Here is a 17550-nt window from a genome sequence, read left to right on the forward strand (position 1 = left end):
TGGAAAGAGCCATAAAGGCCAAGCCCCTGGAGATACCGGGTGTGAGGCAAGATGGCAGAAGCAAATTGGGGGCATGGCGCCCCGCATCCGGCGTATCAAAATCATCCCGACTATGGGCATCGCCCTGAACCTGTGATGCGTTCTGCATCGGCAGGCGCGTCTGCCTATGTGCATCCGGCCCATGGTGGCCCAGAGGTGCAACCGGCGCCAATGCAGGCCGATTATGCGGGCTATCAGGACGCACCCTATGCGGATCAGGGATACTATGCCCAACCTGCTGAACCGACCGCACCGCGAGGTGGCGGGGCTGGCGGGCTTTTGAACTATGCTGGTGCCGCTGTGTCGTTGGCGCTGATCGTGGGTCTTGGCGTCTGGGGCTACAAGCTGGCCGTGCGCGATGTGACCGGCATTCCGGTCGTGCGTGCGTTGGAAGGCCCGATGCGCGTGCAGCCCGAAAATCCCGGCGGACAGTCGGCGGACCATCAGGGTCTGGCTGTGAACGCCGTGCAGGCGGAAGGCGAGGCCTCGGCCCCTGCTGATCGTCTTGTTCTGGCGCCCGAGCCCGCCTCGCTGACGGACGAAGATGCGTCCGTGGCCGAGGTCGCCCGCGCCGATACGGACCTGTCCCTTCCCGCTGCTGCAATTCAGGCTTACGTGACCGAGACAGCAGCGGATGTGGATCCGGTTGCCGCCGCACTGGCCATTGCCGAGCAGATCGCAGCAGACAGCCCATTGCTGGGTGGTGAGACTGACGTTGAGCCGACCGAGGTCATTGCCTCGCTTGCGGCGACCGTGCTTCCGAAGCCCTCGACGCCCGCAGTAGAAGAATTGGCGACGCCAAGCGTGAATATCATCCCGGCCTCGATCCCCGGTGTCAGCACATCGCTGCGCCCGGTCGTCCGGCCTGCGGATCTTAACACAAAGGTCGCGGCCCCGGCGCCGTCTGCCCCCGCAGTCGCGAAAGAGATCGATCCCGCGACCCTCGCCCCGGGCACGCGTCTTGTGCAACTGGGTGCCTTTGACAGCGCCGAAGTTGCCCGTGAACAGTGGGATGTGCTCTCGGCCCGGTTCGAGGACTACATGGGCGGCAAAACCCGTGTGATCGAGAAAGCCCAGACCGGTGGCAAAACCTTCTATCGCCTGCGTGCGATGGGCTTTGCCGATCTGGCGGACTCGCGCCGGTTCTGTTCGGTGCTGATGGCCTCTAAGGCCGCCTGCATCCCGGTTGTGACCCGGTAACCATGTCCCGCGTTGGCGCATATATCCTGGGCTGCGAAGGCACCACGCTTTCGCGGGCTGAACGTGATTTTTTTGAACGGGCACAGCCTTGGGGCTTTATCTTGTTCGCGCGAAACGTCGACACACCAGACCAATTGCGTGCGCTGACCAGCGAATTGCGCGGCGCCGTCGGGCGGGACGCGCCCGTTTTTATTGATCAGGAAGGGGGGCGCGTCGCCCGCATGGGCGCACCTTACTGGCGTGAGTGGCTGCCCGCCTTGGATCAGGTCAAGCTGAATCCCAAAGCATCGGTGCGTAGCCTGTATATTCGCTATCGCCTGATCGCGGACGAGCTGTTGTCAGTTGGCATCGACGGCAACTGCGCACCCCTAGCCGACATCGCCACCGCCGAGACCCACCCGATCCTGCAAAACCGCTGCTATGGCGAGGACGTGGTCAAGGTGGCCGAACGTGCCGCCAGCGTGGCGCAGGCCTTGCTGGATGGCGGTGTGCTGCCGGTGGTCAAGCACATCCCCGGTCATGGCCGCTCCACGCTGGACACGCATCTGGAGCTTCCGCGCGTGAAGACCAAGGCGAAAGAGCTTGGCTGGACCGATTTCATGGCGTTCGAGCCACTGGCCGGGCTGCCCTTGGGCATGTCCGCCCACATCGTCTTTGAAGACATCGACCCCGATCAGCCCGCCACCCAAAGCCCCGAAATGATCGCGCTGATCCGGGGTAAGATCGGCTTTGGCGGGCTTCTGATGACTGACGACATCTCGATGAAAGCTTTGTCAGGTGCTTTGTCGGTGCGATCCCGCGCTGCGCTTCGGGCGGGTTGTGACATCATCTTGCACTGCAATGGCGTGCTTGAGCAGATGGAAGAGGTCGCGGATGCCTGTGGAGATCTGTCCGGAGAGGCGCTTTCACGTGCCCAAACCGCGCTTTCGTGGCGCAAACCGCCCGTTCCCATTGACATTGAAGCCTTGGACGCTGAATTTCAAAGCCTGATGACTGGTGAGACAGTACCACAGGCAGGTGATGAGCGAGACTGAAGAGTTTCAAGAAGATGCAATGTCAGTGTCCGAGCGGTTGGCCGCCGAGGCGCTGATTGTTGATGTCGAGGGATTTGAAGGCCCGCTCGATCTTCTTCTGACGTTGTCGCGCACCCAAAAGGTGGATCTGCGTAAAATTTCGGTCCTGGAACTGTCCGTGCAATATCTGGCTTTCGTGGAACGGGCGCGGCATCTGCGGATCGAACTGGCCGCCGACTATCTTGTGATGGCGGCGTGGCTGGCCTTTTTGAAATCGCGTCTGCTGTTGCCCCCCGATCCCTCCGAAGAGGGTCCGTCAGGCGAGGAACTCGCCGCTCACCTCGCTTTCCAGCTGGAGCGCCTTCAGGGGATGCGCGACGCCGCCGCCAAGCTGATGGCGCGCGACCAGTTGGGGCGTGATTTCTTTGCCCGCGGCGTGCCCGAGGATGTGACCCGCGTACGACGTGTGACCTATACCGCCACGCTTCTCGATCTAATGCAGGGCTACGCCCGGATCCGTACCAAGGACGAGTTCCGGCCATTCGTCATGGACCGCGACGCGGTGATGACGATGGAGCAGGCGCTGGATCGGATGCGCGGGCTGATCAACTATGCGGGCGACTGGACCGAGCTGACCTCGTACCTGCCCGAAGGGTGGGAAGTAGAGCCCGCCAAACGCCGTTCGGCCATGGCCGCAAATTTCGCCGCCACGTTGGAAATGGCCAAGCGGGGCGAGCTTGAACTTAGACAGGGCGACACGTTCTCGCCCATTCAAATCCGCAGGAAAACGCATGACGGATGATGTGATCAGTGACACGCCCAGTGAAGGGCAAGACGCGCGCGAGGAAAGCCTGTTCGAGGCCCCGCCCATGGGTGAACAGGAACGGATGGTCGAGGCTATCCTCTTTGCGTCCACCGAGGCCGTCAGCGTGAAAGAACTGGAAGAGCGGATGCCCCACGGCTGCGACGCTGCCGAGGCATTGGTCCATCTGCGCAAGCGCTATGAAGGGCGCGGCGTATCCGTTGTCAAAGTCGGCGACGCCTGGGCAATCCGCACGGCACCCGACCTTGGCTATCTGATGCAAAAGGAAACGGTCGAGCAGCGTAAACTGTCACGTGCCGCGATCGAGACCTTGGCAATTATCGCCTATCATCAACCGGTTACACGTACCGAGATCGAAGAGATCCGCGGTGTCTCGGTTAGTCGCGGCACGATCGACCAGCTAATCGAGATGGAATGGATCCGCTTTGGCCGCCGCCGCATGACGCCGGGCCGCCCTGTGACCTTCGTGGTCACGCCGGGCTTTCTGGATCACTTCGGTCTGGAAAGCGCACGCGACCTGCCGGGGCTGAAAGAGCTGCGTTCGGCCGGGCTTTTGGAAAGCCGCCCGCCCCCCGGTGCGATGCCCGGCCCCAACAGCGATGACGAGGATGAAAGCCCTGAAGGCCAGTCCGAACTGTTCGAGGATTAACACTATGAATGCCAATCAGCTGATCAACATGGTCATCCGCATGGTGACGCGCCGTCTGATCAACAAAGGTGTGAACACCGGGATCGACATTGCCGCGCGGAAAGGTCGGCAGGTCGAAGATATGACCCCGGAACAACAAAAGGAAGCGCAGAAAGCACGCGATCTTGCCAAGCGCGGACGCAAGACCATGCGGATTGGAAAGCGGTTGTTTTAACTGGCGCGTTGCCTAGCCCGCGCATCACGCGGAACCTGCAGCTACTTAAAGTGCTTTGACAGCTTCAGCCCCTGACCCTGATAATTCGACTTGATGTCGACACCATAAAGCGCTTCGGGAATTTCGCTCATCTTTTCATAGACCAAGCGGCCCACGACCTGTCCGTGTTCCAAAACGAACGGGGCCTCGTGGCAGCGCACTTCCAACACCCCGCGTGAGCCTGACCCTCCGGCTGCGTCATAGCCAAAGCCGGGGTCAAAGAAGCCCGCATAGTGCACGCGGAATTCGCCGACCATCGCCAGATAGGGGGCCATTTCGGCGGCGCAATCGGGCGGGATGGCGATCGCCTCGCGGCTGACAAGGATATAGAACGCGCCGGGATCCAGGATGATACGGCCCTCGGTGGTGCGGACCTCTTCCCAGTACTCGGCCGGGTCGTAATGGGCCAGCTTCGACAGGTCCACGACACCGGTGTGGCGCTTGGCGCGATAGCCAACCAGATCGCCGTCAGCGGGTTTCAGATCGACCGAAAAGCCAAGCCCGTCGGAAATCACCGGCTCGCCCGAGACGATGGGGCTGCGGGCGTGGACATCGCGCAGTTCATCATCGGACAGAATCGTTTTGCCCTGCCGGAAGATGATCTGGTTCAACAGCTGCCCGGGCTGGGCGACGACCGAGAAACTTTGCGGGCAAAGCTCGGCATATAGCGGACCGTCATAGCCTTCGGGCACGCGGTCAAATTCGATCCCCTGATCGGTGATCACGCGGGTCATTAGGTCGACCCGTCCAATCGAGCTTTTGGCGCTGGCGGCGGCTGTCATGCCCTCGGGCAGGTTCAGCCGCTCCATCAGGGGAATCACATAGACGCAGCCTTTTTCCAGCACGGCGCCGCCAGTCAGCGACAGCTCGTGCATGGTCAGTTCCGACAGGCGATCAGCGACAGTCGCATCTTTGCCGGGCAGGAAGGACGCGCGTACGCGATAGGCGATTTCGCCCAGACGCAGGTCAAGCGAGGCGGGCTGGATCTGTTCGTTCAGGATGGGCGAGGATGCGGAAATACCGCCTTCCGTGATCATCTGCCGGATCTGATGATCGGCAAGTACTCCGGATTTCATGGCGTTCCTCCTTCGCCGTAGGCCGTAAAGGGGCCTGGTCCATACAAAAACACCCGCCCGAAAGCCGGGCGGGCGTTTTTTGAATTGGTCGGGCTAGCAGGACTCGAACCTGCGACCTTCCGTCCCCCAGACGGACGCGCTACCAGGCTGCGCCATAGCCCGACTGAGGCCCTTACATAGTGATTTTCACGGGCAGGGCAAGCGGGAAAAGAGCGGAAAATGCGCATTCTTTCCAAAGACGTTGCCCAAGCCTTTTGCAGGGTCATTCTGCCTGCCCATTGTCAGACGGGGCAGGGGCCATGCGGCTTGCCAGATCGGACAGCCGTGCGGTCAGGCTGCGCAGGGCATCTTCTGGCAGCGGCTTGCCTGCGGCCCGGAGCGCCCGCAGGCGTTCGCTGGTCAGAACATCCGGCGCGGTTGTGAAGGCGTCGTCTGAGACGTCAGACGCAACATGCGAGATGTCGATGGGGGCAGGGGCTTCGGGGGCGGGATCAGGCTCTGCCACCGGGTCTTGTTCTACAGGCTGGGCGACCTCTGGCACGGCTGTGTCGTCGTCAGTGAATGTCACCTCGTCCTCGACAGAGGTCAGGGTGTCCTCGTCAGGATGCGATGCGGCGATGTCGGCGTCCAGCTCGGTCGGTTCGACATGGTGTTCGGGCGCAGAAGGTTCCGGTTCTGTTTCTTCAATCTTTTCAGCGATCTGTAGGAATTCGGCGGCGAACAGATCCGGTTCCGATGGGCCGTCTTCGGCTGTTTCTTCAGGCACGGCTTCGATCTCAGGCGCGTCATCCGAAGTGTCGGTCAAAGTCGGTGGCGTTTCGTCAACTGGTGCTGCGTCATCCGGTGCGGCCATCGGGGCGTCGTCGGCGGGAGTTTGACGATCGATCTGCGGCTCGGCCTGAACCGAGTCCTCGGCGGTCTTTGATGGCGGTGTCAGCGGGACAACATTCGATCCGTCCGAGCTGCGCATCTCGTTGCTGTCCAGTGGGGGCGACATGGCCGCCACATGCTTCACACCTTTTTCGCGCAGCAGTTTTTGCACGCCACGAATGGTCATGCCGTCTTCGTGCAGAAGCTTCCGAATGCCCCCCAAAAGCTCCATATCCGCAGGGCGATAATATCGCCGCCCTCCGGCGCGTTTGACGGGTTTGACTTGGGTAAACCGGCTTTCCCAGAACCGCAGAACATGTGTGGGCACACCCAACCAATCGGCCACTTCGCTGATGGTGCGAAACGCGTCCGGAGACTTCTTGTCCATGATTGTGCCTGCCTTCTAATCCGTGGCTTCTGGTTGCTACAGGTTGCCTTCAGGTACCCTGATCAGCGTTTGTTTCCATCCGCAACGCGATCTTTCATCAGATGCGACGGGCGGAAGGTCAAGACGCGCCGTGGCAGGATCGGCACTTCTTCCCCGGTCTTTGGATTGCGGCCGACGCGGGCTGCTTTGTCACGGACCGAGAATGTTCCAAACGATGAGATTTTGACGCTTTGGCCAGACACCAACGCGTCCGAGATGTGGTTCAAGACGTTTTCAACCAGTTGCGCGCTTTCGTTGCGCGACAGGCCGACCTCACGAAACACGGACTCGCTTAGGTCCATGCGGGTCAAAGTCTTTTCACTCATATTGTCCCCCTGAATGCTTTTTATTGCCCTTTTTATCGGTGCAAGGGCACCGGGCATGATCAGATATTGGATTGGAGCATGGAATTTTTGAAATTCCGAGTCAATATCAATGGCTTGCGAAAGCAGAAGCTTGCCTGCGCAATTTTGGGGGAAATGGCTGCTCTGGGGGGGCGGAATGCGTGCGGCTGAGCTGTTACCAGCGCAGAACCACAGCACCCCAGGCAAGACCACCGCCAATGGCTTCGGCGACCACAAGATCACCGTCTTTGATCTTGCCTTCGGCGCGCGCCACCGACATGGCCAGCGGGATCGATGCGGCAGAGGTGTTGCCGTGATCCTGTACAGTAACCACAACGCGGTCCATCGAGACGCCCAACTTTTTGGCGGTGCCTTGGATGATGCGGATATTGGCCTGATGGGGCACGATCCAGTTCACGTCGTCGTCAGTCAGGCCCACTTTGGACAAAGCCGTTTCTGCGGTCTGGGCCAGTTTGCCAACCGCTTGACGGAATAGCGGATTGCCCTGCATGCGCAGGTGGCCCGAGGTCTGCGTGGTCGACACGCCGCCGTCCACATAGAGCATCTCGCGTAGGCGTCCGTCGGAATTCAGGTCCGCAGACAGGATGCCGCGATCGGTGTTTTCTCCGGCCCCCTCTTCGGCTTCCAGCACCAGCGCACCCGCGCCGTCGCCGAATAGCACACAGGTGGCGCGGTCTTGCATGTCCAGAATGCGCGAGAAAGTCTCGGCGCCGATAACCAGCACGCGTTTGGCCTGCCCGGATAGGATCAGGGCGTTGGCGTTGGTCAGGGCAAACACAAAGCCTGCGCAGACAGCCTGCACGTCAAAAGCAAAACCGCGCGTCATGCCCAGTTCGTTCTGCACCATCGTGGCCGCTGACGGAAAGGTCAGGTCGGCGGTCGAGGTCGCCAGCACGATGGCGTCAATGTCATCAGGTTCCAGCCCTGCATCAGCAAGGGCCATACGCGCAGCGTTTGCGCCCATTTTCGAGGTCGTTTCGTCTTCCGCAGCAAAATGGCGGCGCTCGATCCCCGACCGGGTGCGAATCCATTCGTCCGATGTGTCTACGATGTCTTCGAAATACGAGTTCGGAACCACGCGTTCGGGCAGATAGTGCCCGACGCCTTTGACCACGGCGCGAAGTGTCATTCTGGCTGCTCACCTTCCGGTTTTTGTGTTTTTTGATCTTGGCTTGGCGTGCCGGCGGATGCAACCCGGGCCGCAAGCTTCTGATTGAAGCCGCTTTCGGCCAAGCGGAAGGCCAATTTCACGGCGGCTGACATGCCTGTCGCATCAGCCGATCCGTGACTTTTGACCACGGTGCCGTTCAGGCCAAGGAACACACCGCCATTGTTGCGGCGGGGGTCCACGCGTTTGCTGAGGCGTCGTAGCGCGGTCAGCGACAACAGCGCCGAGATCTTCGACAAAATCGTCGCATTGAATGCGTCGCGCAACAGGCCCGAGACAAGGCTGGCCGTGCCCTCGGCGGTTTTCAGGGCGACGTTGCCGGTGAAGCCATCGGTGACAATCACATCCACGCGGTCCGAGGGGATATCGCCGCCTTCGATAAAGCCAACATAATCGATATTGGCACGATCCGCGGCCTCTGCGATCAGCTCATTTGCGCTTTTCAGTTCAGCCCGACCTTTGTGTTCTTCGGTGCCAACATTCAGAAGGCCAACGCGGGGACGTTCAAGACCAAGCCCGTTGCGGGCATAGGATGCGCCCATCATGGCATATTGCAGAAGGTCGGTGTCATCGGCCCGGATATCCGCGCCCACATCCAGCATCACGTTGAAGCCCGCCGGATTGCGCGAGGGCCAGAGGCAGGCAATGGCAGGGCGGTTGACGCCGGGCAGCTTGCGCAGACGCACCATCGACAGAAGCATCAAGGCGCCGGTGTTGCCGCAGCTGACGGCCACGTCGGCCTCGCCGTTGCGCACCGCGTCAATGGTCGACCACATCGAGGTGTTCTGACCATTGCGCATCACAAAGCTGGGCTTGGCGTCCATCGTCACGACCTCGTCGGCGTGGCGAATGTCACAGACCTCGGCCAGATCTTTTGTCCGGGCGACCAGCTTTTCAAGTTCGGGTTTGTTGCCATGCAGAATGAACCCGATGTTCGGGTTCTTATCAGCAGACAGCGCAAGACCGGCAACCACGGCTGCCGGTCCAAGATCTCCGCCCATGGCGTCGACCGATACGATTGTGCGTTTGGGGGCGTTCATTGTCATTCTTTATCCCATGCTCGGGGATTTTCTGACATGCTCACCCGCGCGGGGCAAGTGCCTTACGCCGCGTCCTCGTCGTCCAGGTCGATTTCGTCGGCCATGGCAACAACTTCACGGTCGTCATAGTGACCGCAGGACGGGCACACGTGGTGGGGGCGCTTCAGCTCGCCGCAGTTCGAACATTCGTTCGGGTTCGCAGCAACCAGTGCGTCATGTGCGCGGCGATTGTTGCGGCGCGACTTGGATACTTTGTTCTGTTGGACGGCCATGGTCTCAACCTTTGATTTTGGGGGCACATGGCCCGGTGAATTCTTTAGGCTTCGGGGAAGCCTGCTTATCCTCGTGTCTGAGTCTGGCGCCTCATACGCTGTTTGCGGGGCGCTGTCCAACCCATCTTGTGGAAGAAGCCGGGAAAATACTGGGATTCTTCTTTCTTGCAAGTGAAGATTGCGCCGATTCCCCCGAAAACGTCGGTTTTTCGGGGGTGTTTTCGCGCGATGCGCCCAAGTTTGGCCTATTTGGCGTCGTCGTCCGAGTCGCTTTTGCCTGCCAGTTGATCACGCAGGGCCGACAGACCTGCAAAAGGTCTGGCGTCCTCATCGCGCATCGGGGCAACGCCCGGAGCGGCAAAGTTGGTTTGATCCAGTTCGGCCCCATTGGCACGCGGAAACAGCGGCAAAGCTAGCGCAAGGGATTCGGTCATCACCTCGCCCAGATCAATCTCGGGCCCAAGCTGTTCTAGCGTTTCGTCATCCGGCATCTCGACCTCGTCCCCGGCCTCAAGCTCGGGCAGGTCGCGCACCCAGCGGCGGCTGACGGGTTCCTCGATCCGCGTGGTGACGGGATCCAGCGTCACGACACACTCTTGAACCACGGTTGCGCCCAGTTGTGCTTTCAACTGCCAGTCCCTCTTGCCACGTGCGGTCAACGTGCCCTTGAACCGGACCTTGCGCAGGGCAGGCAGGCCCAAATCCGCAGCAATCGCCTTGCATTCCGCCGCCGTCGGGATCAGCTCGAACGGGGTTTCCACACTGGTCGGCAGATCCGCCACCCGCAACACGTGCTGATACACGGGCGCGTCTTGGCCGGACTGGGGCGTATCGGTGCTCATGGCGGTGTCTCCTGACATTGAGTTGCGCGGTATATGGTGGGAACCCTCACCTCTGGATACAAGACCCGTATCGTTTCTTGAACCAAAGCCATTCCTGAGATAAGCCGATACCCAGAAGCAAGGGAAGAACGCAAGGGGAGCATATGTCTTATCTTTCGGATAGGGTGAAACGCGTCGGCCAAGTTGCTGTCGCCATCACGCTTGCCATCGCCTTGACGGCCTGTTCCGCGACCTACCGCAATCATGGCTATATGCCGGTGCAAGAAGATGTGGATCTTCTGGTGGTTGGAAAGGACACCCGCGAATCCGTGACCGAGGCAATCGGGAAGCCGGGGACCTCGGGTTTGCTGGCTGACAGCGGGTTTTACTACGTTCGCTCACGCTTCGAGCACTACCTTTACAACGCCCCGAAAGAGATCGACCGCGAAGTTCTGGCGATCAGCTTCGATAGCAAGGGGCGCGTCGAGAATATCGAGCGTTTCGGGCTGGAAGACGGGCAGGTCATCGTGCTTGAGCGTCGTGTGACCGAAAGCAACATCAAGGGCGTTAGCTTCCTGCGTCAGCTCTTCGGTTCGTTTGGCCGAATCAATGTGGCAGAACAGCTTGGCGGCTAAGCCTGCCTGAAAGCTTGCAAATTGGCGTCGGACCTCCGGCGCCTTTTTCATTTTTGGGGCAGGGCGCGCAGCTTTCGCTTTCGCCACGTCACTTGCCTGTCATATCTTGTTGGCAGAAGGGCGCATGCGCATATGAACGGGAAGGCGTTCGTGCAAAAAGCGGAGGCACCAGATGCCGAAAGGGACGACACCTCGTTTTCGGGCGCGGTTCAATGAAACGCAGGCCGATATTCTGGCCGCCCAAACCTTGCGCCACCGGTGCTTTCGCGGAGGCGAGGGGTTGGATGCGGATCCCTATGACGATATTTGCCGTCATATGCTGGTTGAAGACGTTGCTACAGGTAAACTGGTCGCCTGTTTCCGTCTGATGCCCTTCCCAGACGGCGCGTCAATTGGCGACAGCTATTCCGCCCAGTTCTACGAGCTGTCGGCCTTGCGCGACTACGCAAGCCCGATGATCGAGATGGGGCGCTTTTGCATTGATCCCGACGCCCAAGACGGCGCAGATATCCTGCGCGTCGCATGGGGGGCGATGACGCATTATGTGGATCAGGAAAACATCGGGCTGATGTTCGGCTGTTCGTCGTTTCAGGGCACGGACGAGGCACGCTATCTGGACACGTTCGCGCTGCTTCGTGACCGCCATATCGCCCCGAAACGCTGGCTGCCGCGTGTCAAAGCCCCCAAGGTGTTTCGCTTTGCGCAACGCCTGCGCCGCACCCCTGACGCCAAACGCGCCATGCTGGGCCTGCCGCCGCTTCTGCGTACCTATCTTATGATGGGCGGCTGGGTGTCGGATCATGCGGTGGTGGATCATGACCTGAACACGCTGCATGTGTTCACCGGGGTCGAGATCGCCTCGGTCCCGCCAGCACGGGCACGACTTTTGCGCGCGGTTGCTGCGCCCGCTTGACCCCAAAGGCGCAAGCCCGTAACCCGGCCCTATGGCACGTATACCCCTTTTGCAGATGAACGATATCGCCCTGACTTTCGGCGGTGACCCTATCTTTGATGGTCTGGACCTTGTGGTGCAGCCCGGCGACCGCGTGGCGCTGGTTGGGCGCAACGGCTCGGGCAAGTCGACCTTGATGAAGATGATGGCTGGGATGGTCGAACCCGATACGGGCACCCGCGTTCTGTCACCGGGCGTCACGGTGGGTTATATGGACCAGCACCCAGACCTGTCCGCCTTTGAAACGCTGGGCGAGTTCGCGGCCTCCGGCCTTGAGCCGGGACATGATTATCTGGTCGAGCGTGTCGCCGAAGGGCTGAAAATGAAGCTCGACACGCCGGTCGCGACCGCATCCGGGGGCGAACGCCGCCGCGCTGCGCTGGCCAAACTGCTGGCCGAAGCGCCCGAGCTGATGCTGCTGGACGAACCCACCAACCACTTGGACATCCAGGCCATCGAATGGCTGGAAAACGAACTGAAACAGACCCGCGCGGGCTTTGTTCTGATCAGCCACGACCGCGCCTTCCTGCGCGCGCTCACCCGTGCGACGCTCTGGGTCGACCGGGGGCAGGTGCGCCGACAAGAGAAAGGCTTCGAGCATTTCGAAGCATGGCGCGACAAGGTCTGGGAAGAGGAAGACCTGAATCGCCACAAGCTGAACCGCAAGATTAAATCCGAGGCCCGCTGGGCCGTCGAAGGCATCTCGGCCCGGCGCAAGCGCAACCAAGGTCGCCTGCGCGCATTGTATGCCCTAAAAGACGAACGCGCCTCGCAGATCAAACGGCAAGGCGCCGCCGAAATGGCGCTCGAGGCCGGCCCGAAATCTGGCCGCAAAGTGATCGAGGCCAAGGGGATTTCAAAGATTTACGGCGACAAGGTGATCCTGAAGCCGTTCGATCTGCGCGTCATGCGTGGCGAAACCATCGCCTTTGTCGGCCCCAACGGCGCGGGCAAAACCACGCTTCTGAAGATGCTGACCGGTCAGGAAGAACCGGACACGGGCAGCGTCTCGCACGGCACCGGGCTCGAGATGGCGGTCTTTGACCAAAATCGTTCGACGTTGGATGAGAACGCCAGCCTGTGGGAGAACCTGACCTCGGACCCAGAAATGAGCATCTCGGGTAAATCCGATCAGGTTATGGTGCGTGGCAACCCGAAACATGTGGTGGGCTACCTGAAAGAATTCTTGTTCTCGGACGAACAGGCCCGCGCGCCGGTGCGCTCGCTGTCCGGCGGCGAAAAAGCACGCCTGATCCTCGCCCGTATCATGGCGCGGCAATCGAACCTTCTGGTGCTTGATGAGCCGACCAACGATCTGGATGTAGAAACGCTCGACCTGTTGCAAGAACTGATCTCGGGCTTTGACGGGACAGTTCTGGTCGTCAGCCACGACCGTGACTTCCTGGACCGTGTGGCCGAGCGCACGATTGCGATGGAAGGTGACGGCATCGCCACCGCCTATGCCGGTGGCTGGTCAGACTACCGCGCGCAACGTCAGGACGTTGATGCACCGGCTGCACAAAAGTCTGAGAAGCCCAAACCGGCCCACAAAGACAAGCCGAAGGAAAAGCAGACCACTTCCGGCCTCAGTTTTACCGAAAAACACCGGCTGGAAGCGCTACCCGGCGAAATGGACCGCCTGATGGCCGAGATCGCCAAACTGGAAGAGTTCCTGATGGACCCGGACCTATTCACCAAGGAGCCGGTGAAGTTCAAGAAAGCCTCGGAAGGTCTGGCCGAGCGTCAACAGAAACTCGCCGCCGCCGAGGAAGAATGGCTGGAACTCGAAGAAAAAGCCGAAGCGGCCAGCTAACGCATTTTCTTGCTGAAAATATCCTGCGGGGGTCCGGGGGTGCAAAACCCCCGGTCCTGACCGTGCTTATTTCGGCAGGTGGATGTTGAACCGCGCGCGGATCGCCGCATCCACCACCGGATCCAGATGCGCACGCGACGTTTCGGCCAGAATGGCCTCTTTCCGCGCCTTGGCCGCCTGTACCAGATCAGGTTTGCCGACCTCGGCCCATTCCTTGGGCGACGTGCGGTCCCCCAGTGCAGGATAGGCATATTCCGTCTGCATCAGGCTTAGCGTTTGGTCCGCGCCCAGATAATGCCCTGGACCGTCCAGACAGACAGACCGCATCAGGTCCAAGTCCAACGCATCCTCGGTCACTTCGATCCCGCGCACGCAGCGCAAAGCCTGCCCGATGATGTCATCTCCAATGATCAGGCTTTCATGGCAGAAGCCCAGCAGAGATGCGTGCATGCCCGCGGCTTCGTACACCATGTTCAACCCCGAAAGACCCGCCATCACGTTCGAGCACATCTGCTCCCACCCGGCTTGCATGTCAGGCAGCTTCGCGTCCGAAAAACCAGAGGCCGCACCGCCGGGAAGACCATAGAACTGGTGCATCTGCGCGCACCCAGCGGCAAGCAAAGCCTGCTCGCCCGATCCGCCCGACATCGCGCCAGACCGCAGATCGACCACGAAGGGCCAGGTGCCAAAGATCGCTGGATGCCCCGGTTTGATCGCGTTCACATAGACAACCCCTGCCAGACATTCTGCCACGGCTTGAACGATCGTGCCTGCCAGCGTAGGCGGAGCAGTTGCGGTGGCCATGCCTGCAGACAACAACAGAACCGGCATGCCCGCGGCGATGACCTTCTCCATTACTTCGCAGCTTTCGGTGGCGAACTTCATCGGCGGTACGACAAAACAGTTCGAGTTCGACACGAAAGGACGCGCGCGCCACTTGTCTTCGCCGCCAGCCATCATGTGCAGAAGCTCAATCCCGTCATCAACGAAATCCGGCTCGGTGAACGAGGTGCCAATGTGCTTGGTCGTCCCTGCCACACAGGCGTAGATCGAATTCAGGTCCATCTCGCGATTGTCGGGAATGTCGCGGCACACCATCGGGCGCTGCAGGAAGTGGATGTTGTCCAACTGATCCGCAATGCGGGCCGCGTCATGCAGGTCTTGCACGGTGCTGTCACGGTACTCGCGCCCGTCGACATCGACCATATGTACTGCGGCCCCGGCGGTGCCGTAATGCACTCGGTTGCCCGATAGGTTCAAGTCATGCTGCGGATCGCGCCCATGCAGGGTGATATTCTTCGCGGCCTTGGCCAGCATGTCTTCGACCAAGGCACGGGGAAACCGCAGGCGGCCGTCGTCGCCCAAAATGGCACCTGCGCGGGTCATGATTTCGACGCCGGACGGCGGGGCGTCGGCCAGACCGATTTGCTCTAACGCGTCCAGTGCGGCTTGGTGAATGCGTTCCATGCCTGCTTGGGTCAGAGGCTTATAGGCGCCGCCTTCAAGGCCTGCACGTACGGGGCGCGAATCTTTGGCCAACGGGGCTGCGCGAAGCGCTTGGCGGGCCTGACGGCCACCCGAGCGGCGTGAAGTTCTTGCTGTCATATGTGGGATGTCCTTCCTGCTGTCTTATCAATTTCTGGGAAATGACATCAGCAGGGGCGACCACGCGCAGCACGGCCGCGTTCGGCGCCAATGGTGCGCACGACGATCGAAATTTTCCAATCCAACCGGTCCATAAGGTTCCTCCACAGGTTAACTATTGAAGACGCCGACCGAGGATTCTAGCCCGTTTGCGTCATTCAACGTGACGCTTTCTGTATGCTTTGGGGCCTTGCAAAGCGGCTCAGGACCACGCCACCATCACCACAGCAGCATAGTGCGCTGCGGCGCCCAGAAGCACATGCACATGCCAGATCGCCCGGTTGAAGGGCAAGTGGTCGCGCAGGTGAAACAGCGTGCCGATGGTGAACAGGAACCCGCCAATCACCAGAAGGACCAGCACCCCAAGGCTGACGCTGGCCAGAAGCGGGCCAATCATCAAGACGCCCATCCAACCCAGCATCAGGGTCAACATGAAACCTGTGCGTTCGAACCGACACAGGAAGAAAAGCTTCAGCGTCATCCCAAACAGCGCCACGGTCCAGATCAACGCGGCCCAAGCCACGCCCGTGGTGCCACCGATCCCGATCAGAGCGATGGGCGTATAGGTAGCGGCGATAAAAAGAAAAATCGCCGCATGATCAAAGCGGCGAAGAACGGAACGGGCAGAGCTGTGTAGGGTCATGTTATAAGCGGCGGAAAGGCCAAAACTTGCAACCATCCCGATCCCATAGACCAAGAGCGGCGGCAGATGCCCCATGGGCGCATCGCCAGTTGCCCACAGGATCAAGGTGATCGAACCGATCAACGCGGCGATCACGCCCAGCCCATGCACAACCCCATCAGCTACATATTCGCGAAAGGTGAAATGCTGCCCGAAATGGTGCCGGTTGGGCAGAGTGTCAGTGTGATGGGCGCTGCAGCTGTCCGACAGGTTTTCAGTGTAGCGGCCCAGAAAATGTTCACGGAAATCATCCATGTGAATACCCTCTCTCGCTTGCCTCTAATATAAGGGGCGATACAGGCTTGGGTGTGCCGGGCTTTGGTCAATAAAATGTCAGATGCCCGTGACACCAGCCTCTATACTATAGAGCATATTCACAAAAATGTAAAGAATTCCTGACCTTACAGATCTTGCGTGAGTTCGGACAGAACTTGAGGGATGGCCATCACATCGTCTCGCGTGCAGGTGAACTGTCCTACAGACACGCGAATGACGAATTGTCCGTCGTGATGTGTCTGGGTCAGATAGATGCGCCCGTCACGGTTTACACGCTCCAGAAGCTCAGCGGTTTTGGCGTCGTCCTGATAGCGGAAGCTGAACAGCGACAGGATCGGGGGCGTCGTGATTTCAAAGCCGGGCAGGGCGGCGATGGCGTCGCACGCCTCACCCGCCCACGCGACGTGGTTGCGGATACGGGCGCGCAGGCCAGAGAGGCCCTCGGCGCGCAAAAGGAACCAAATTTTCAGCGCGCGGAAGCGGCGGCCAAGCGGCAGGGTCCATTCGTTGTAGTTCACGATTTCGTCCGCGCCTTGCGTCTTCAGATACTCCGGACGCAGTCCCATCGCCCCGATCTGAGGACCGGGGTCGCGTAGGAATTGCACGGCACAATCGAATTGCGCCCCCAGCCATTTATGCGGGTTGAAGATGATGCTGTCGGCGTCCTTGATCCCGGCCCAGAGGGCGCGGAATTCCTCGCAGATCATCGCAGATCCCGCCCATGCCGCATCCACATGGACGGTCAGCCCATGGCCGTGGGCCACCTTGATGCAGGCCGCAATGTCATCGCACGCCCCGATGGACGTGCCGCCGACGCAGAGCACAACGCCAGCAGGCTTGCGCCCAGCGGCGATGTCCTCGCGGATTAGGCGATCCAGAGCGTCCGGGTCCATCGACCATGTGGGGTGACCGGGAATGGTCGGCACTTTCACCAGATTGTCTTGCCCAATGCCAGACAGGCGCACGGCCTTGTCGACGCTGGAGTGGGTTTGTGCGCTGGCATAGATGCGCAGCTGCGGCGCGCCGGACAGGCCCTTGGTGATGCCGGTATGCTCCAGCGCTAGCTCGCGCATGGTCGTCACGGCGGAAAACGTGGCGGTGGTCGCGCTGTCGTGGATGGTGCCGGTGAAATCTTCCGGCAGGCACATCCCGTCGCGCAGCCAGCGGATCACCAGATCCTCCATTTCATTGGCAGCGGGCGCGGTCTGCCACAACATCGCTTGGGCGGACATGGCGTTGGCTAGCTGCTCGGCCAGCATCGAGGCAGGGGCCGCGTTAGCCGGGAAATAGGCGAAGAAACGCGGGTGTTGCCAGTGGGTCATGGCATCGGGCACCAACTGGGTGAAGTCGTCGAAGATGGTTTCCATCGCCTCGGGGGCTTCAGGAACAGGGGCTTCGATCTTGGCCAGAAATTCACCCGGTGCAATATCGGGACGTACCGGACGGTCACGCAGGCCCGCGTGGTAATCGCGCGCCCAGTCAGCAGCGCGTTTTTGCCAGTCGGCCAGATCATCGTAATTCATCGGGGGCTC

At 60.5% G+C, this 17550-nt stretch carries 18 protein-coding genes and 1 tRNA gene; 8 read left to right on the forward strand and 11 right to left on the reverse strand.

Annotated elements, in window-relative coordinates:
• Nucleotides 1–51 precede the first annotated feature (51 nt).
• Genes G0Q00_RS00445 through G0Q00_RS00465 form a run of 5 tightly spaced genes read left to right on the forward strand, consistent with a single transcriptional unit; the run spans nt 52 to nt 3938 of the window.
• Nucleotides 52–1239 (forward strand): SPOR domain-containing protein, encoded by a 1188-nt coding sequence (locus G0Q00_RS00445; protein WP_239058285.1) that lies wholly within the window; start codon nt 52–54, stop codon nt 1237–1239.
• 2 nt (nt 1240–1241) lie between these two features.
• The gene (locus G0Q00_RS00450) at nt 1242–2273 is read left to right on the forward strand and encodes a glycoside hydrolase family 3 protein (RefSeq protein WP_163035452.1); all 1032 of its coding nucleotides are present in this window, start codon (nt 1242–1244) and stop codon (nt 2271–2273) included.
• Nucleotides 2260–3054: a ScpA family protein gene (locus tag G0Q00_RS00455; protein WP_163035453.1), complete on the forward strand. Its 795-nt coding sequence runs from the start codon at nt 2260–2262 to the stop codon at nt 3052–3054. Before G0Q00_RS00450 ends, G0Q00_RS00455 begins: the two co-directional genes overlap by 14 nt.
• Nucleotides 3044–3724: an SMC-Scp complex subunit ScpB gene (scpB, locus tag G0Q00_RS00460; RefSeq protein ID WP_163035454.1), complete on the forward strand. Its 681-nt coding sequence runs from the start codon at nt 3044–3046 to the stop codon at nt 3722–3724. Before G0Q00_RS00455 ends, scpB begins: the two co-directional genes overlap by 11 nt.
• Nucleotides 3725–3728: 4 nt before the next feature.
• Nucleotides 3729–3938: a hypothetical protein gene (locus tag G0Q00_RS00465; RefSeq protein WP_163035455.1), complete on the forward strand. Its 210-nt coding sequence runs from the start codon at nt 3729–3731 to the stop codon at nt 3936–3938.
• A gap of 41 nt (nt 3939–3979) precedes the next feature.
• Here the strand turns inward: G0Q00_RS00465 and G0Q00_RS00470 are convergent, their stop codons facing one another.
• The 8 genes from G0Q00_RS00470 to G0Q00_RS00505 form a co-directional block, all read right to left on the reverse strand.
• Nucleotides 3980–5053, reverse strand: coding sequence for a 2'-deoxycytidine 5'-triphosphate deaminase (locus G0Q00_RS00470; RefSeq protein ID WP_163035456.1), 1074 nt, complete (start codon nt 5051–5053; stop codon nt 3980–3982).
• A gap of 85 nt (nt 5054–5138) precedes the next feature.
• Nucleotides 5139–5215, reverse strand: a tRNA-Pro gene (locus G0Q00_RS00475).
• A gap of 100 nt (nt 5216–5315) precedes the next feature.
• On the reverse strand, nt 5316–6311 hold the full coding sequence (locus tag G0Q00_RS15830; protein WP_239058286.1) for a MerR family transcriptional regulator: 996 nt from the start codon (nt 6309–6311) through the stop codon (nt 5316–5318).
• Between the two features lie 62 nt (nt 6312–6373).
• Nucleotides 6374–6676, reverse strand: coding sequence for an integration host factor subunit alpha (gene ihfA, locus G0Q00_RS00485; protein WP_133486348.1), 303 nt, complete (start codon nt 6674–6676; stop codon nt 6374–6376).
• 193 nt (nt 6677–6869) lie between these two features.
• Nucleotides 6870–7844: a beta-ketoacyl-ACP synthase III gene (locus G0Q00_RS00490; protein WP_163035457.1), complete on the reverse strand. Its 975-nt coding sequence runs from the start codon at nt 7842–7844 to the stop codon at nt 6870–6872.
• Nucleotides 7841–8929, reverse strand: coding sequence for a phosphate acyltransferase PlsX (gene plsX / locus G0Q00_RS00495; protein WP_163035458.1), 1089 nt, complete (start codon nt 8927–8929; stop codon nt 7841–7843). Before plsX ends, G0Q00_RS00490 begins: the two co-directional genes overlap by 4 nt.
• Nucleotides 8930–8985: 56 nt before the next feature.
• Nucleotides 8986–9195 (reverse strand): 50S ribosomal protein L32, encoded by a 210-nt coding sequence (rpmF, locus tag G0Q00_RS00500; RefSeq protein WP_108856658.1) that lies wholly within the window; start codon nt 9193–9195, stop codon nt 8986–8988.
• A gap of 245 nt (nt 9196–9440) precedes the next feature.
• Nucleotides 9441–10037 (reverse strand): DUF177 domain-containing protein, encoded by a 597-nt coding sequence (locus tag G0Q00_RS00505; protein ID WP_163035459.1) that lies wholly within the window; start codon nt 10035–10037, stop codon nt 9441–9443.
• 143 nt (nt 10038–10180) lie between these two features.
• Between G0Q00_RS00505 and G0Q00_RS00510 the strand changes: the two genes are divergently transcribed.
• The 3 genes from G0Q00_RS00510 (at nt 10181) to G0Q00_RS00520 (ending at nt 13416) form a co-directional block, all read left to right on the forward strand.
• Nucleotides 10181–10651: an outer membrane protein assembly factor BamE gene (locus tag G0Q00_RS00510; RefSeq protein WP_163035460.1), complete on the forward strand. Its 471-nt coding sequence runs from the start codon at nt 10181–10183 to the stop codon at nt 10649–10651.
• Nucleotides 10652–10823: 172 nt separating this feature from the next.
• Entirely contained in the window at nt 10824–11564 is a 741-nt protein-coding gene (locus G0Q00_RS00515; RefSeq protein ID WP_163035461.1) for a GNAT family N-acetyltransferase, read from the forward strand.
• A 31-nt stretch (nt 11565–11595) separates the two neighbouring features.
• Nucleotides 11596–13416, forward strand: coding sequence for an ABC-F family ATP-binding cassette domain-containing protein (locus G0Q00_RS00520; RefSeq protein ID WP_163035462.1), 1821 nt, complete (start codon nt 11596–11598; stop codon nt 13414–13416).
• A gap of 66 nt (nt 13417–13482) precedes the next feature.
• Here the strand turns inward: G0Q00_RS00520 and G0Q00_RS00525 are convergent, their stop codons facing one another.
• The 3 genes from G0Q00_RS00525 to G0Q00_RS00535 form a co-directional block, all read right to left on the reverse strand.
• Nucleotides 13483–15021, reverse strand: a complete 1539-nt coding sequence (locus G0Q00_RS00525) for a trimethylamine methyltransferase family protein (protein WP_163035463.1) — start codon at nt 15019–15021, stop codon at nt 13483–13485.
• Between the two features lie 241 nt (nt 15022–15262).
• The gene (locus G0Q00_RS00530) at nt 15263–15997 is read right to left on the reverse strand and encodes a hemolysin III family protein (protein WP_163035464.1); all 735 of its coding nucleotides are present in this window, start codon (nt 15995–15997) and stop codon (nt 15263–15265) included.
• Nucleotides 15998–16143: 146 nt separating this feature from the next.
• A complete protein-coding gene (locus tag G0Q00_RS00535) occupies nt 16144–17541 on the reverse strand; it encodes a pyridoxal-dependent decarboxylase (RefSeq protein ID WP_163035465.1) in 1398 nt (465 codons plus the stop codon).
• Between the last annotated feature and the right edge of the window lie 9 nt (nt 17542–17550).

Source organism: Aliiroseovarius sp. PrR006, assembly GCF_010500215.1.
In the GTDB taxonomy this organism is placed as follows: Bacteria; Pseudomonadota; Alphaproteobacteria; order Rhodobacterales; family Rhodobacteraceae; genus Aliiroseovarius.

Coding starts and splice junctions, on each gene's coding strand:
- rpmF (WP_108856658.1), bottom strand. CDS start 9,195: ATGGCCGTCCAACAGAACAAAGTATCCAAGTCGCGCCGCAACAATCGC.
- scpB (WP_163035454.1), top strand. CDS start 3,044: ATGACGGATGATGTGATCAGTGACACGCCCAGTGAAGGGCAAGACGCG.
- G0Q00_RS00450 (WP_163035452.1), top strand. CDS start 1,242: ATGTCCCGCGTTGGCGCATATATCCTGGGCTGCGAAGGCACCACGCTT.
- ihfA (WP_133486348.1), bottom strand. CDS start 6,676: ATGAGTGAAAAGACTTTGACCCGCATGGACCTAAGCGAGTCCGTGTTT.
- G0Q00_RS15830 (WP_239058286.1), bottom strand. CDS start 6,311: ATGGACAAGAAGTCTCCGGACGCGTTTCGCACCATCAGCGAAGTGGCC.
- G0Q00_RS00455 (WP_163035453.1), top strand. CDS start 2,260: ATGAGCGAGACTGAAGAGTTTCAAGAAGATGCAATGTCAGTGTCCGAG.
- G0Q00_RS00490 (WP_163035457.1), bottom strand. CDS start 7,844: ATGACACTTCGCGCCGTGGTCAAAGGCGTCGGGCACTATCTGCCCGAA.
- G0Q00_RS00515 (WP_163035461.1), top strand. CDS start 10,824: ATGCCGAAAGGGACGACACCTCGTTTTCGGGCGCGGTTCAATGAAACG.
- plsX (WP_163035458.1), bottom strand. CDS start 8,929: ATGACAATGAACGCCCCCAAACGCACAATCGTATCGGTCGACGCCATG.
- G0Q00_RS00470 (WP_163035456.1), bottom strand. CDS start 5,053: ATGAAATCCGGAGTACTTGCCGATCATCAGATCCGGCAGATGATCACG.
- G0Q00_RS00505 (WP_163035459.1), bottom strand. CDS start 10,037: ATGAGCACCGATACGCCCCAGTCCGGCCAAGACGCGCCCGTGTATCAG.
- G0Q00_RS00445 (WP_239058285.1), top strand. CDS start 52: ATGGCAGAAGCAAATTGGGGGCATGGCGCCCCGCATCCGGCGTATCAA.
- G0Q00_RS00510 (WP_163035460.1), top strand. CDS start 10,181: ATGTCTTATCTTTCGGATAGGGTGAAACGCGTCGGCCAAGTTGCTGTC.
- G0Q00_RS00530 (WP_163035464.1), bottom strand. CDS start 15,997: ATGGATGATTTCCGTGAACATTTTCTGGGCCGCTACACTGAAAACCTG.
- G0Q00_RS00465 (WP_163035455.1), top strand. CDS start 3,729: ATGAATGCCAATCAGCTGATCAACATGGTCATCCGCATGGTGACGCGC.
- G0Q00_RS00535 (WP_163035465.1), bottom strand. CDS start 17,541: ATGAATTACGATGATCTGGCCGACTGGCAAAAACGCGCTGCTGACTGG.
- G0Q00_RS00520 (WP_163035462.1), top strand. CDS start 11,596: ATGGCACGTATACCCCTTTTGCAGATGAACGATATCGCCCTGACTTTC.
- G0Q00_RS00525 (WP_163035463.1), bottom strand. CDS start 15,021: ATGACAGCAAGAACTTCACGCCGCTCGGGTGGCCGTCAGGCCCGCCAA.